Annotated in this window: 10 protein-coding genes; 9 read left to right on the forward strand and 1 reads right to left on the reverse strand. The window is 68.5% G+C overall.

The window, feature by feature from the left end; all coding sequences use genetic code 11:
* Window positions 1-16: 16 nt before the first annotated feature.
* The 9 genes from xylB to ACFOOL_RS05585 all read left to right on the forward strand — a co-directional run bounded on the left by xylB (window position 17) and on the right by ACFOOL_RS05585 (window position 14,136).
* The gene (gene xylB / locus ACFOOL_RS05545) at window positions 17-1,480 is read left to right on the forward strand and encodes a xylulokinase (protein ID WP_380095631.1); all 1,464 of its coding nucleotides are present in this window, start codon (window positions 17-19) and stop codon (window positions 1,478-1,480) included.
* Window positions 1,477-2,784 carry a xylose isomerase gene (xylA, locus tag ACFOOL_RS05550; RefSeq protein WP_380095632.1) on the forward strand — a complete coding sequence of 436 codons (1,308 nt, stop codon included), beginning with the start codon at window positions 1,477-1,479 and terminating at the stop codon, window positions 2,782-2,784. Before xylB ends, xylA begins: the two co-directional genes overlap by 4 nt.
* A 315-nt stretch (window positions 2,785-3,099) precedes the next feature.
* Window positions 3,100-4,371 carry an O-acetylhomoserine aminocarboxypropyltransferase/cysteine synthase family protein gene (locus tag ACFOOL_RS05555; protein WP_380095634.1) on the forward strand — a complete coding sequence of 424 codons (1,272 nt, stop codon included), beginning with the start codon at window positions 3,100-3,102 and terminating at the stop codon, window positions 4,369-4,371.
* Window positions 4,372-4,530: 159 nt separating this feature from the next.
* Window positions 4,531-5,352, forward strand: coding sequence for a DUF2189 domain-containing protein (locus ACFOOL_RS05560; RefSeq protein WP_380095636.1), 822 nt, complete (start codon window positions 4,531-4,533; stop codon window positions 5,350-5,352).
* A 120-nt stretch (window positions 5,353-5,472) separates the two neighbouring features.
* Window positions 5,473-8,184 (forward strand): DNA mismatch repair protein MutS, encoded by a 2,712-nt coding sequence (mutS, locus tag ACFOOL_RS05565; RefSeq protein WP_380095638.1) that lies wholly within the window; start codon window positions 5,473-5,475, stop codon window positions 8,182-8,184.
* Entirely contained in the window at window positions 8,165-10,960 is a 2,796-nt protein-coding gene (locus tag ACFOOL_RS05570; RefSeq protein WP_380095640.1) for a [protein-PII] uridylyltransferase, read from the forward strand. Before mutS ends, ACFOOL_RS05570 begins: the two co-directional genes overlap by 20 nt.
* Window positions 10,953-12,530, forward strand: coding sequence for a murein biosynthesis integral membrane protein MurJ (gene murJ / locus ACFOOL_RS05575; protein WP_380095642.1), 1,578 nt, complete (start codon window positions 10,953-10,955; stop codon window positions 12,528-12,530). The genes ACFOOL_RS05570 and murJ overlap by 8 nt, the downstream gene beginning before the upstream one ends.
* Before the next feature lie 72 nt (window positions 12,531-12,602).
* Window positions 12,603-13,643: a tryptophan--tRNA ligase gene (gene trpS, locus ACFOOL_RS05580; protein WP_380095644.1), complete on the forward strand. Its 1,041-nt coding sequence runs from the start codon at window positions 12,603-12,605 to the stop codon at window positions 13,641-13,643.
* A gap of 19 nt (window positions 13,644-13,662) precedes the next feature.
* Window positions 13,663-14,136 carry a universal stress protein gene (locus ACFOOL_RS05585; protein ID WP_380095646.1) on the forward strand — a complete coding sequence of 158 codons (474 nt, stop codon included), beginning with the start codon at window positions 13,663-13,665 and terminating at the stop codon, window positions 14,134-14,136.
* Between the two features lie 17 nt (window positions 14,137-14,153).
* Here the strand turns inward: ACFOOL_RS05585 and ACFOOL_RS05590 are convergent, their stop codons facing one another.
* Entirely contained in the window at window positions 14,154-14,453 is a 300-nt protein-coding gene (locus tag ACFOOL_RS05590) for a DUF3817 domain-containing protein (RefSeq protein ID WP_380095647.1), read from the reverse strand.
* Window positions 14,454-14,509: the final 56 nt, after the last annotated feature.

Genomic DNA, 14,509 nt, shown 5'->3' on the forward strand with positions numbered 1-14,509 from the left:
TTGAGGTACGTGCCTCATGACCTATCTCGGCATTGATATCGGCACGTCCGGCGTCAAGGCGCTGCTGATCGACGCCCATGGCAAGGCCCTGGGCGAGGCTTCGGCGCCCGCCGTCGAGCCGGTGCGGCCCCGCCCCGGCTGGTCCGAGCAGAACCCCGCCGACTGGTGGACCGCCACCCTCGCCGCCATCGACGCCCTGAAACAAAGCCATGCCAGGGAACTGGCGGCGGTGCGCGGCATCGGCCTTTCCGGTCACATGCACGGGGCGACGCTGCTGGGCGAGAACGACGCGGTGCTGCGCCCCTGCATCCTGTGGAATGACGGGCGCTCCGCCGCCGAATGCGCCGAGATGGAAGCGGCCTTTCCCGGCCTGCGGACGGTTTCGGGCAATATCGCCATGCCCGGCTTCACCGCCCCCAAGATCGCCTGGGTGCGCAAGCACGAGCCCGACATCTACCGGCAGATCAGGAAGGTGCTGCTGCCCAAGGCCTATGTGCGCCTGCTCCTGACCGGCGAGCATGTGGAGGAGATGTCCGACGCCGCCGGCACGCTCTGGCTCGACGTCGCCCGCCGCGACTGGTCGGACGAATTGCTGGCCGTGACCGGCCTCACGCGCGAGCACATGCCGCGCCTCGTCGAGGGCTCGGCCCCCGCCGCCCAGCTCAAGCCGGCGCTGGCCGCCCGCTGGGGCATGTCCGACGCGGTGGTGGTGGCCGGCGGGGCCGGCGACAACGCGGCCGCCGCCTGCGGCATCGGCGCCATCCGCCCCGGCGAGGGCTTCGTTTCGCTGGGCACCTCGGGCGTGCTCTTCGTCTCCAACGAAAAATTCAGCCCCAATACCGAAGGGGCGGTGCACGCCTTCTGCCACGCCATTCCCGACACCTGGCACCAGATGGGCGTCATCCTGTCGGCCACCGACAGCCTCAACTGGCTTTCGCGCATCACCGGCCGCAAGCAGGCCGAGCTGTCCGGCGCCGCCGAGGCGGGTTTCAAGGGGCCGGGCGAAACCATCTTCCTGCCCTATCTGTCGGGCGAGCGCACCCCGCACAACAATGCCCATGCCCGGGGCTCCTTTGTCGGCCTCTCCCAATCCACCGATGCGGCGCAGCTGGCCCAGGCGGTGATGGAGGGCGTCGCCTTCGCCATGCGCGACTGCCAGCGCGTGCTGGCCGATGCCGGCACCAGGATCGACCGGTTGCTGGCGGTGGGCGGGGGCAGCCGCTCGGCGCTGTGGCTGAAACTGCTGGCCACCAATCTCGACATGGAGATCGCCCTGCCCGAGGACGGCGATTTCGGCGGCGCGCTCGGCGCCGCGAGGCTGGGCCTGTGCGCCGCCGAGGGGGCCTCGCCCCAGGCAATCATGTCCATGCCGCCCATCAAGGCCGCCATCGCGCCCGACAGCGCGCTGTCGGCCGCCTATTCCGACCAATATGCGCGCTTCCGCGCGCTCTATCACCCCATCGAGGAGGCACGTCAGTGACGGATTTTTTCAAGGGCCTGTCGCAGGTCAAGTATGAAGGGCCGGACAGCACCAATCCGCTGGCCTATCGGCACTACAACAAGGACGAGATGGTCGCCGGCAAAAGGATGGAGGACCATATCCGTCCCGCCATCGCCTATTGGCACAGCTTCGCGGCCGAGGGCGGCGACCCGTTCGGCGGGCGCACCTTCGACCGGCCCTGGTACGACAAGGGCATGGAGGGTGCCCGGCTCAAGGCGGACGTCGCCTTCGAGTTCTTCGACCTGCTCGACGTGCCCTTCTTCTGCTTCCATGACGTCGATATCGCCCCCGAGGGCGCGACCCTGGCCGAAAGCAACAGGAATGTGCGCGAGATCGGCGAGATCATCGCCCGCAAGATGGAAACCGGCCGCACCAAGCTGCTCTGGGGCACGGCCAACCTGTTCTCCAATCGCCGCTTCATGGCCGGCGCCGCCACCAATCCCGATCCGGAAGTGTTCGCCTATGCCGCCGGCCAGGTGAAGAACGTCCTGGAGCTGACCCACGAGCTGGGCGGCGAGAACTACGTGCTCTGGGGCGGGCGCGAGGGCTACGAGACCCTGCTCAACACCCGTATCGGCCAGGAATCGGACCAGATGGCGCGGTTCCTGACGCTGGTGATCGAGCACGCCAAGAAGATCGGCTTTACCGGCCAGATCCTCATCGAGCCCAAGCCGCAGGAGCCCACCAAGCACCAATACGATTACGACGTGGCCACGGTTTACGGCTTCCTGCAGCGCTACGGCCTCGAAAAGGAGGTGAAATGCAATATCGAGGTGGGCCACGCCTTCCTTGCCGGCCACTCCTTCGAGCACGAACTGGCGGTGGCCTCCTCGCTGGGCATGCTGGGCTCGGTCGACGCCAACCGCAACGACCTGCAATCGGGCTGGGACACCGACCAGTTCCCCAACAATCCCGGGGAAATGGCGCTGGCCTTCTACTTCATCCTCAAGCAGGGCGGGCTGGGCAAGGGCGGCTTCAATTTCGACGCCAAGGTGCGCCGCCAGTCGCTCGATCCCGCCGACCTGCTGCACGGCCATATCGGCGGGCTCGACACGCTGGCGCGCGGGCTCAAGGGCGCCGCGGCGATGATCGCCGATGGCGAGTTCGACCGGCTGCTGGCGGAGCGCTATGCCGGCTGGGACACGGGGCTGGGCCGGGACATCCTCGCCGGCAAGCTCAGCCTCGCCGACATCGCGGCGCGGGTCGAGAGCGACGCCATCAATCCCCAGCCGCGCTCGGGCCGCCAGGAATATCTGGAAAACCTGGTCAACCGCTTCGTGTGACCGGCGGGCTCGTTCTGGCTCCTGGCTCTCCCCCGCACCGGCTTCCCTCGGGCTTGACCCGAGGGAAGCACAGCGGCCGTGTGGGCAATGAGGCGAAGGAGCCGGCCTCACGGATTTCCATAGGCAGTTCCCCTCTCTGCCAGGGGGAGGGGAGCGTTCCGCACGCGATATGCGCGGAAAGCCCCCGCGGATCGGATTTTGGGTTTTCGTTCCAATAATGGGGCGCGGGAGAGGACGGCTTGCCCCTTCGGCGCCTTGTCATTTCCGGGTCGACAGAGGATTGTGGCGCCCAACAAGAACCTTCGGAGGCACCCCATGAAGCTCGAATCCATCGCCCTGCATCACGGCTACGAATCGGAGGCCACCACCAAGGCCGCCGCCGTGCCCATCTACCAGACCACCTCCTATACCTTCGACGACACCCAGCACGGGGCGGATCTGTTCGACCTCAAGGTGGCGGGCAATATCTATACCCGCATCATGAACCCCACCACGGCGGTGCTGGAGGCGCGGGTGGCCGAGATGGAGGGCGGCATCGGGGCGCTGGCGCTGGCCTCGGGCATGTCCGCCATCACCTATGCCATCCAGACCATCGCCGAGGCCGGCGACAACATCGTCTCCATCTCCCAGCTCTATGGCGGCACCTACAACCTGTTCGTCCACACCTTCCCGCGCCAGGGCATCGAGACGCGGCTGGTCCGCCACGACGATTTCGAGGGTTTTGAAAAATCCATCGATGCCCGGACCAAGGCGGTGTTTCTCGAATCCATCGGCAATCCGGCCGGCAACGTCGTCGATATCGAGCGCATCGCCGAGATCGCCCATCGCCACGGCGTGCCGGTGATCGTCGACAATACCGTCGCCACCCCCTATCTGACCCGGCCCTTCGATTTCGGTGCCGATATCGTCGTGCATGCGCTGACCAAATATATCGGCGGCCACGGCAATTCGATCGGCGGCATCATCGTCGACAGCGGCAAGTTCGACTGGAAGGCCAACAAGGACCGCTTCCCCATCCTCAACGAGCCCGATCCCTCCTATCACGGCGTCGTCTATACCGAGGCGCTGGGGCCGGCCGCCTATATCGGGCGCGCCCGCGTCGTGCCGCTGCGCAATACCGGCGCCGCGCTCTCGCCCTTCAACGCCTTCCTCATCCTGCAGGGCCTCGAAACGCTGGGCCTGCGGATGGAGCGCCACTGCGAGAACGCCCAGAAGGTGGCCGAATATCTCAAGGCCCATCCCAAGGTGGAATGGGTGGCCTATGCCGGCCTCGCCGACAGCCCCTATCACGAAACGGCGAAAAAGATCTCCAAGGGCTCGGGCTCGGGCATCCTCTCCTTCGGCATCAAGGGCGGCAAACAGGCCGGCGCCCGCTTCATCGACGCCCTGGGCATGATCCTGCGGCTGGTCAATATCGGCGACGCCAAGTCGCTGGCCACCCATCCCGCCTCCACCACCCACCGCCAGCTCTCGCCCGAGGAGCTGGAAAAGGCCGGGGTCTCGGAGGACCTGGTGCGCATTTCGGTGGGCATCGAGCATATCGACGACATCATCGCCGATATCGAGCAGGCCCTCGCCAAGGCCTGACGGGCGGCCCGGGCGCCGATCAATTCTTGCCGAGCCGGGGCGACAGCGCCCCGGCCCGGGTCTATGCTTCCTCCTCCAGCGGCCGCAGTTCCTGCGTCTCGCCCGGCCATGCGCGGCGCCGCCGACCTGCGGCCTCCCCCCGACGGAGGAGTTCCCGAGATGGCCCATATCCACGTCATGACCGGCGCCGGCGACAGGTTGGACCTGCCCGTCATCCGCCACATCACCCTTGCCGATCTGGGCCTTGCGCTGGCGCGGGGCGCCGCCGATTTCTGGGCCCGCCCCAGCCATTACGTCCTGCTGATGCTGATCTATCCGATCATCGGCATCGTCCTCACCATCTGGATGAACGGCTTCAACACCTGGCCGCTGCTCTATCCGCTGGTGGGCGGCTTCGCGCTTATCGGCCCGCTCGCCGCCCTGCCGCTCTACGAGATCTCCCGCCGCCGCGAGGCCGGGCTCGACCCCTCCTGGCGCGACGCCATCAGGGTCGTCCATTCCCCCGCCATGGGCGGCATCGTGGCGGTGGGCGTGCTGCTGTTCGTCATGTTCACCCTGTGGCTGGCCAGCGCCCAGGCCCTCTACGAAAGCCTGTTCGGCGCCGCCCCGCCCCATACGCTGACCGCGCTCCTCGCCCAGGTGACGGGCGCGCCGGGCGGCGCGACGCTGCTCATCCTGGGCACCGGGCTGGGGGCGCTGTTCGCGCTGGCGGCCCTGTGCACCAGCGTCATCGCCTTCCCGCTGCTGCTCGACCGCGACGTGGGCGCCTATGTGGCGGTGGAAACCTCGCTGCGGGCGGTCTGGCACAATCCCGTGCCGCTCCTGGCCTGGGGCGTCATCGTCGGGGCGGGCCTGTTCCTGGGCGCCCTGCCGCTGTTTGTGGGGCTGGCGGTGGTCCTGCCCATTTTCGGCCACGCCACCTGGCATCTCTACCGGCTGCTGGTCGAGCCGGCCTCGATGATCAGGTCCATGGAGCAGTAGCGCCAAAAAAATCTGGACACAAAGCGCGATCGGCCCGCCGCAGGATGGCGGGCCGGTTGGATTCTCGATGCGAACCGCCTAAGGTCTGCGCTTCTTCCGGAGCCTTGACCGCCAGCGCCCATGGACCAGACCCCTTTCGAGGCCGAACCCGCCGCCACGGCCACGGCGCCCACGCCGATGATGGCGCAATATTTCGAGATCAAGGCGGTCAATCCCGGCTATCTGCTGTTCTACCGCATGGGCGATTTCTACGAATTGTTCTTCGAGGACGCCGAGATCGCCAGCGCGGCGCTGGGCATCGTCCTCACCAAGCGCGGCCGGCATCAGGGCGAGGATATCCCGATGTGCGGCGTGCCCATCCACGCCGCCAACGATTATCTCAACAGGCTGATCAAGCTGGGGCACCGCGTCGCCATCTGCGAACAGGTGGAGGACCCGGCCGAGGCCAGGAAGCGCGGCTCCAAATCCGTGGTCAAGCGCGACGTGGTGCGCCTCGTCACCCCCGGCACGCTGACCGAGGACGATCACCTGGACGCCCGCTCGGCCAATTACCTCGCCGCCCTTTCCATGGTGCGCCATGGCGAGACCGACTTCGCACTTGCCTGGGCCGATATCTCCACCGGCGAAACCTTCATCGCCGATCTGCCCGCCGAGGCCCTGGCCGACGAAATGGCCCGCATCGCCCCGGCCGAGCTGCTGCTGACCGAGGCCACCAGCGCGGCCCTCGCCGAGCGCCATCTTCTTCCGCCCGCCTGGAAAGAGCTGGCCGCCACCCTGCCGCAAGAGGCGCTGGACAGCGAGGCGGCGCTGCCGCTGCTGCGGCGGGTCTTCGCCGCTTCCGGCTTCGACCCCACCAGCCTTTCCCGCGCCGGCCGCGCCGCCCTGGGGGCGCTGGTCGCCTATGTGGAGGACAGCCAGAAGGGACGGCAGGCCCCGCTGCGCCCGCCGCGCGCCCAAGCCGAGGCGGTGCTGGCCATCGACGCGGCGACGCGCGGCAGCCTCGAACTGCTCCAGACCCAGCGCGGCGAGGCGCGCGGCTCGCTCCGCCACGCCATCGACCTGACCGTCTCGGCGCCGGGGGCGCGGCTCTTGGCGAGCCGGCTCGCCGCGCCCCTGCGCGATGCCGACGCCATCAATGCCCGGCTCGACGCGGTGGGCAGGCTGGTCGAGGACACGCTGCTGCGCGCCCGGCTGCGCCAGGAGCTGAAGGCGGCGCCGGACCTGGCCCGGGCCCTGTCGCGGCTGGCGCTGGAGCGCGGCGGCCCGCGCGATCTGGCCGCCATCGGCAGGGCGGTCGCGGCGGCGCTGGACCTGGCCGGCCAATTGGCGGCGCAACCCGACCTGCCCCCGGTGCTGGCGCGGCTGACCGGCATCCTGAAGGAGGCCCCGGGCCCGCTGGCCTCGGAGCTGGCGCTGGCGCTCGACGACGACTTGCCGCTTTTGTCGCGTGACGGCGGCTTCGTGCGCCCCGGCTATGACGGCGGGCTGGACGAGGAGCGCTCGCTGGGCCGGGAAACCCGCGCCGTCGTCGCCGCCCTGCAGGCGCGGCTGGTGGACGAGACCGATATCCGCTCGCTCAAGATCCGGCACAATGGCGTCCTGGGCTATTTCGTCGAGGTGCCGGCGGCCCATGGCGGCAGGCTGCTCGAGCCGCCCCTGCGCGAAACCTTCATCCACCGCCAGACCTTGGCCAATGCCATGCGCTTCACCACCACGGAGCTGGCCGAGCTCGAAGGGCGCATCGCCCGGGCGCAGCAGGCGGCGCTGGAGATCGAGCTGGCGGTCTTTGCCCGGCTGCGCGGCGCCGTGCTGGAGGCGACCCCGCATCTGCAGGGCCTCGCCGACGCGCTGGCCGAGCTCGACGTCACCGCGGCGCTGGCCGAGATTTCCGCCACAAGGTTCTATTGCCGGCCGCAGGTCGACGACAGCCTCGCCTTCGCCGTCAGCGGCGGCCGCCATCCGGTGGTGGAGCTGACGGTCAAGGCCGAGGGGCGCAGCTTCGTCGCCAACGATGCCGACCTGTCGGGCAGCGAGGCGGCCGGCGGGGGCAGCCTGTGGCTGGTCACCGGCCCCAATATGGGCGGCAAGTCCACCTTCCTGCGGCAGAACGCGCTGATCGCCATCATGGCGCAGATGGGCTGCTTCGTGCCGGCCGACGCCGCCCATATCGGGGTGGTGGACCGACTGTTCTCGCGCGTCGGGGCCAGCGACGACATCGCCCATGGCCGCTCCACCTTCATGGTGGAAATGGTCGAGACCGCCGCCATCCTCAACCGCGCCACGCGCCGCTCGCTGGTGGTGCTGGACGAGATCGGGCGCGGCACCGCCACCTTTGACGGGCTTTCCATCGCCTGGGCCTCGGTGGAGGCGCTGCACGAGACCACCGGCTGCCGGGCGCTGTTCGCCACCCATTTCCACGAGCTGACCAGCCTGGCCAAGACCCTGTCCCGCGTCGCCAACGTCACCATGAAGGTGCGCGAATGGGAGGGCGAGGTGGTGTTCCTGCACGAGGTGGGGCCGGGCGCCGCCGACCGCTCCTACGGCATCCAGGTGGCGCGGCTTGCCGGATTGCCCGAGCCGGTCATCGCCCGCGCCCGGCAGGTGCTCGACCTGCTCGAGCAGCGTTCCGCCGGCACCGCCTCTTCCGGCCAGAAGGCCAGCGTGCTAGACGATCTGCCGCTGTTCGCACACCGGCCCGCTCCGGCGCCGCAGGGCACGGACCCCGTTCACGAAGCGCTCGACGCCGTCCGGCCCGACGAGATGACCCCCCGCGAGGCGATCGAGGCGCTCTACCAGTTGAAGAAACTCCGCGATGACGCTCGCCGACACTGAGGCCCGGCCCAAAAAGCCGCCCTTCGCGCTGCGGACCGCCGGGGCCCTGATGGAGGAGCTCGACGCCCTCATGGGGGACCGGCCGGCCCGCTCGGCGGAGGTGCGCGCCGCGGTGCTCGCCCATATGCGCGCCGCCCTGCTCGAGGCGCGGGCCGGCGCCGAGGCCGAATTGCTGGCCAGCGGCAAGGGCATGCGCTGCGCCCGGGCCCTGTCGGGGGCGCAGGACGAGATCATCCGCGCCATCCATCGCTTCGCCACCACGCGGGTCTATCCGGTCGACAACCCCTCGGGCGCCGAGGCCGTGGCGCTCTCGGCGGTGGGGGGCTATGGCCGGGGCACGCTGGCGCCCGGCTCGGATATCGACCTGCTGTTCATCCTGCCCTACAAGCAGACCCCCTGGGGCGAGCAGGTCACCGAATACATCCTCTACATGCTCTGGGACCTGGGCCAGAAAGTGGGGCACGCGGTGCGTTCGGTGGACGAGTGCATCCGCATGGCGCGGGCCGACATGACCGTGCGCACCGCCACGCTCGAAGCCCGCTTCCTCACCGGCGACAAGGCGCTTTTCGAGCAATTGGTCGAGCGCTTCGAAACCGAGATCATGCCCGGCACCGGCCCCCAGTTCATCGCCGCCAAGATGGCCGAGCGCGACGAGCGCCACCGGCAGATGGGCAATTCCCGCTATGTGGTCGAGCCCAATATCAAGGACGGCAAGGGCGGGCTGCGCGATCTCAACACGCTGTTCTGGATCGGCAAATATTTCTTTGCCGTGCGCACCAGCCAGGGCCTGGTGGAAAAAGGCGTGCTCTCTCCCGCCGAATACCGGCTGTTCTCGCGCGCCGAGGACTTCCTCTGGGCGGTGCGCTGCCACCTGCACTTCGTCACCGGCCGCGCCGAGGAGAAGCTGACCTTCGACATGCAGCCCGAGCTGGCGCGCCGCATGGGCTATGCCGAAAGGCTGGGCATGCTGGGGGTCGAGCGCTTCATGAAGCGCTATTTCCTCGTCGCCAAGGATGTGGGCGACCTCACCCGCATCATCAGCGCCTCGCTCGAATTCCACCATGCCAAGGACATGGACCTGGTGGGGCGGGTGCTCGCCCCCTTCCGGCCCGGCCGCAGCCATATCGCGGGCGAGGCCGATTTCGTGCTCGAGACCGGGCGCCTCAACATCGCCGCGCCCGATATCTTCGAGAAGGACCCGGTCAACCTCATTCGCATGTTCATGGTGGCGGGGCGGGAGGAATTGCTGTTCCACCCCGATGCCATCAAGCGCATCCGCGATTCGCTGCGCCTCATCGACAACACGCTGCGCAACGATCCGCGCGCCAATGCGCATTTCCTCGCCATCCTGACCAGCCCGGCCTCGGTCGAGCGCATGCTGCGGCAGATGAACGAGAGCGGCGTGCTGGGCCGTTTCGTCCCCGATTTCGGCAAGATCGTCGCGCTGATGCAGTTTAACATGTACCATCACTATACGGTGGACGAGCACCTGATCCGCTCGGTCGGGGTCATGGCCGACATCGCCAATGGCGGGCTGTGCGACGAGCTGCCCCTCACCCATGAATTGCTGCCCCAGCTCAACGATACGCGCCTGCTCTATGTGGCGCTGTTCCTGCACGACATCGCCAAGGGCCGCCCCGAGGACCATTCCATCGCCGGGGCCCGCATCGCCCGGCGCCTCTGCCCCCGCTTCGGGCTGACGCCGGCCGAGACCGACACCGTCGCCTGGCTGATCGAATATCACCTGCTGATGAGCGAGATCGCCCAGTCGCGCGATATCCAGGACCCCGAGACCGCCAGGGCCTTCGCCGACGTGGTGCAGTCGCCCCAGCGCCTGGCGCTGCTGATGATTCTCACCGCCTGCGACATCCGCGCCGTGGGGCCGGGCACCTGGACCGGCTGGAAGGGCTCCCTGCTGCGGGCGCTCTACTACGCCACCGAGCCGCTGCTCTCGGGCGGCCACAGCCAGGTGAGCCATGTCGACCGGGTGGAGGAGGCCAAAGCGGCGCTGGCCGCCTCGCTCGCGCGCTGGCCGGAGGAGGACGTCGCCGCCTATGTGGCGCGCCATTACGACCATTACTGGCTGCGGGCCGAGCCGGAACTGCAGGTCGAGCACGCCCGCATGATCCGCACCGCCGACCTCGCCGCCCAGCCCTTTGCCGGCTCCATAAGGGTGCGGGCCTTCGAGGGCATCACCGAGGTCAGCTTCTACACGCCCGACCATCCGCGCCTGCTCTCGCTCATCGCCGGGGCCTGCACCATGCAGGACGCCTCGATCATCGGCGCGCAGATCTTCTCCAGCCGCGACGGCCGCGCCATCGACACCTTCCGCCTGCGGCGCTCCTTCACCTCCGACGAGGACGAGAAGGTCCGCGCCACCCGCATCATCGACACGGTCCGGCAATTGCTCCAGGGCCAGCGCCAGGTGCTCATCGACCTGGGCAAGGTCTCGCGCCACAACCGGCGCCTGCGGCCCTTCGAGGTGCCGGCCCAGGTCTCGGTCTCCAACGCCATCTCGGAGAAATTCACCGTCATCGAGGTCTCGGGCCTCGACCGCATCGGCCTGCTTTACGCCCTCACCCGGGAAATCTCCGATCTCAGCCTCACCATCGGCTCGGCCCATATCGGCACCTATGGCGAAAAGGCGGTGGACGTCTTCTACGTCACCGACCTCACCGGGCAGAAGATCGACGCCGGCGCCCGGCAGAAGAAGATCCACGACGCGCTGATGGGGGTTTTCGAGCGGCCCGAGGACAAGAGGCCGGGCAATGGCTGAGGGCGGGGGCATGAGCCTGTTCCGCAATTTCGTCTCGGTGGGGTCGCTGACGCTGATGAGCCGGGTCGCCGGCTTCGTGCGCGATGCGCTGATGGCGGCGGTCCTGGGCACCGGGCCGGCCGCCGACGCCTTCTTCGCCGCCTTCCGCTTTCCCAACCTGTTCCGCCGGCTGTTCGCCGAGGGCGCCTTCAACACCGCCTTCGTGCCGATGTTCTCGGGGGCGCTGGAACAGGCGGGCGAGGCGGGGGCGAAGCTCCTGGCGGCGCGCATCATGAGCTGGCTCGTCGCCATGCTGGTGCTGGTGACGGTGCTGGCCGAGATCTTCATGCCCCAGATCATGCTGGCCTTCGTGCCCGGCTTCGTCGACGACAGGGAAAAATTCGACCTCACCGTGCTGCTCACCCGCATCATGTTCCCCTATCTGGCCTGCATGTCGGTGATGGCGGCCTATGGGGCCATTCTCAACACGCTGGGCCGGTTCTTCGCCGCCGCCTTCGCCCCGGTGCTGCTCAACCTCGTCACCATCGCCATGCTGGTGCCGCTGGCAGTGTTCTTCGTGCAGGAGCCGGAAAGCGCCACCATCTGGGTGGCGCTGGCCACGCTGGCCGGGGGCGTCGCGCAACTGGTGCTGGTCTGGGCGGCGATCGAGCGGGCCGGCTTCCGCCCCGCCTTCCGCCTGCCCCGGCTCGATCCGGAAGTGCGGCGCTTCTGGGCGCTGGCGGTGCCGGCGATCCTGGCCGGGGGCATCACCCAGATCAACATCTTCGTGGGCACCATCATCGCCTCGGGCGCCGACAACGCCATTTCCGTGCTCGCCTATGCCGACCGGCTCTACCAATTGCCGCTGGGCATCATCGGCATCGCCATCGGCACCGTGCTGCTGCCCGAATTGTCCCGGCACCTCAAGGGCGGGCGCGAGCGCGAGGCCGGCGCCAGCCAGGAGCAGGCGCTGTTCGTCGCCATGCTGCTGACCGTGCCGGCGGCGGTGGCGCTGATGACGCTGGCCGAGCCCATCGTGCGGGTGCTGTTCGAGCGCGGCGCCTTCGGCGCCCTGGCCACCACCCAGACCGCCCAGGCGCTGATCGGCTTTTCCGCCGGCCTGCCCGCTTTCGTGCTGATCAGGGTGCTGCAGCCGGGGTTCTTCGCCCGCGAGGACACGCTGACCCCCACCCTGTTCGCCGGCATCTCCGTCGTCGCCAATATCGGGCTCTCGCTCTGGCTGTTTCCCCAGCTTTTCCATGTCGGCATAGCCATCGCCACCGCCGCCTCGTCCTGGCTCAACGTGCTGCTGCTGGGCGCCACCCTGGCCCGGCGGGGGCACTTCGCCCTGGCCTGGCCGCAATGGCGGGCGCAATTGGCCATCCTCGCCATCAGCCTCGCCATGGGGGCGGCATTGTTCCTGCTGGCCGGGCGCGGCGCCGCCCATCTGGCCGCCGATGCGCCGCTCTGGCGCCAGGCCGGGACGCTCGCCGCGCTGGTGCTGTTCGGCCTGGCCCTCTATTTCACCCTCATCCATGTCAGCGGCACCCAGAGGCTGGGGCAATTGCTGCGCCGGCTGGGCCGGGGCTGAGAGCGCATTGTTCCGGGCGCCGGAAGCGTGCTAACAGCCAGACCGGGTTTTTCGTAGGTTCCAGGCTCTCCAATGGCTTTCACCCAGCGCGTCTTTTCCGGCATCCAGCCTTCGGGCGACCTGCATCTGGGCAATTATCTCGGCGCCATCCGCCGCTTCGTGCCCCTGCAGGATACCCATGAGACCATCTATTGCGTGGTCGACATGCACGCCGTCACCGTCTGGCAGGAGCCCGACGCGCTGCGCCGCGCCACCCGCGAAGTGGCCGCCGCCTTCATCGCCGCCGGCATCGATCCGGCCCGCTCCATCGTCTTCAACCAGTCCCAGGTCGGCCAGCATGCCGAGCTCGCCTGGGTGTTCAACTGCGTCGCGCGCATCGGCTGGATGAACCGCATGACCCAGTTCAAGGACAAGGCCGGCAGGAACAGCGAGAACGTCTCGCTGGGGCTGCTCGCCTATCCTTCGCTGATGGCCGCCGACATCCTGCTCTACAAGGCCACCCACGTGCCGGTGGGCGACGACCAGAAGCAGCATCTGGAGCTGACGCGCGACATCGCCGCCAAGTTCAACAACGATTATGCCGCCGCCATCGCCGCCGAGGGGCTGGGCGCTATGGACGGCGCCTTCTTCCCCATGACCGACCCGCTGATCGCCGGCCCGGCCACCCGCATCATGAGCCTGCGCGACGGCACCAAGAAGATGAGCAAGTCGGACCCGTCCGACCAGTCGCGCATCTCCCTGCTCGACGATGCCGACGCCATCGCCCGCAAGATCAAGCGGGCCACCACCGACCCGGCCGAGCTGCCGCACGCGGTGGAGGAACTGGCCGGCCGTCCCGAGGCGGACAATCTGGTGGGCATCTATGCCGCCCTCTCGGACCGCGATAAACAGGACGTGCTGGCCGAATTCGGCGGCCAGGGCTGGGGCGTGTTCAAGCCGGCCCTGGCCGAGCTGGCGGTCTCGGTGCTCGCGCCCATTTCGGGGGAGATGCGCCGCCTGCTCGACGATCCGGCGACCATCGACGCGGTGCTGCGCGAGGGGGCGGGACGCGCCCGCGCCATCGCCGAGACGACCATGGACGAGGTACGCCGCATCGTGGGCTTCATCCGCTAACGGCTAACAGGAGGCGCGCTTGGTTTCCGATGTCGAATATAAACGCAAATTCCTCGTCGTCATCGACGAGACCGAGGAATGCGACCGCGCCCTGACCTTCGCGGCCTTCCGGGTCAAGCGCACCGGCGGCACGGTGGTGCTGATGAGCGTGGTGCCCAAGCCCGAATTCATCGGGCTGGGCGTCGAGGACGTGCTGCGCGCCGAGGCGGTGGAGGAGGCCGAGCGCAATCTCGACCAGCGCCTGGCGCGCATCCGCGAGATCGGCGGCATCCGCACCGAGACCGTGGTGCGCGAGGGCAACGGCCCCGAGCAGATCGAAACCCTCATCGGTAAGGACCAGGACATCGCCATCCTGGTGCTGGCCGCCTCCCGCTCGGCCGAGGGCCCGGGCCCGCTGGTCAACCACTTCGCCGCCCGCGCCAATATCCTGCCCATTCCGCTCACCATCGTGCCCGGCCGCATGACCGACGAGGAGATCATCGCCATCTGCTAGGACGATGGCCCGCCCGGTTAGGCCGGAGCCCCGGCCTGCTGCTGCTTGCGGGCGAGCAGGGGATCGTTGAGGAAGGTGCCGAAGGGGAAAAAGGACGCCAGGGCAGTGCGCGTCCACTCCCAGGGCGTAAAGCCCCGGCCCCGCAGGCAGGCCGGCATGGCCAGGATGTAGAAGACGAAGGCGATCCCATGGATCATGCCGACCGGGGGCACCAGATCGGGATAGCCGAACCAGTATTTCGCCGGCATGGCGACGAGGAACAGGGCGAGCGTGGTCACGCCCTCGGCAAGGCCGATATATCGGAAGGTCCGTATCATGGCGGGCTTCTAATGCATGCCCGCCCTGCCCGCCACGCGGCCCGATGTCGCAAATC

It is taken from the genome of Devosia honganensis (assembly GCF_042648785.1).
GTDB classification, from domain to species: Bacteria; Pseudomonadota; Alphaproteobacteria; order Rhizobiales; family Devosiaceae; genus Devosia; species Devosia honganensis.

Bases quoted from the DNA above. Each gene is read 5' to 3' on its own strand.
- ACFOOL_RS05570 (WP_380095640.1), top strand. From the start codon at position 8,165: ATGACGCTCGCCGACACTGAGGCCCGGCCCAAAAAGCCGCCCTTCGCG.
- trpS (WP_380095644.1), top strand. From the start codon at position 12,603: ATGGCTTTCACCCAGCGCGTCTTTTCCGGCATCCAGCCTTCGGGCGAC.
- murJ (WP_380095642.1), top strand. From the start codon at position 10,953: ATGGCTGAGGGCGGGGGCATGAGCCTGTTCCGCAATTTCGTCTCGGTG.
- xylB (WP_380095631.1), top strand. From the start codon at position 17: ATGACCTATCTCGGCATTGATATCGGCACGTCCGGCGTCAAGGCGCTG.
- mutS (WP_380095638.1), top strand. From the start codon at position 5,473: ATGGACCAGACCCCTTTCGAGGCCGAACCCGCCGCCACGGCCACGGCG.
- ACFOOL_RS05555 (WP_380095634.1), top strand. From the start codon at position 3,100: ATGAAGCTCGAATCCATCGCCCTGCATCACGGCTACGAATCGGAGGCC.
- ACFOOL_RS05590 (WP_380095647.1), bottom strand. From the start codon at position 14,453: ATGATACGGACCTTCCGATATATCGGCCTTGCCGAGGGCGTGACCACG.
- ACFOOL_RS05560 (WP_380095636.1), top strand. From the start codon at position 4,531: ATGGCCCATATCCACGTCATGACCGGCGCCGGCGACAGGTTGGACCTG.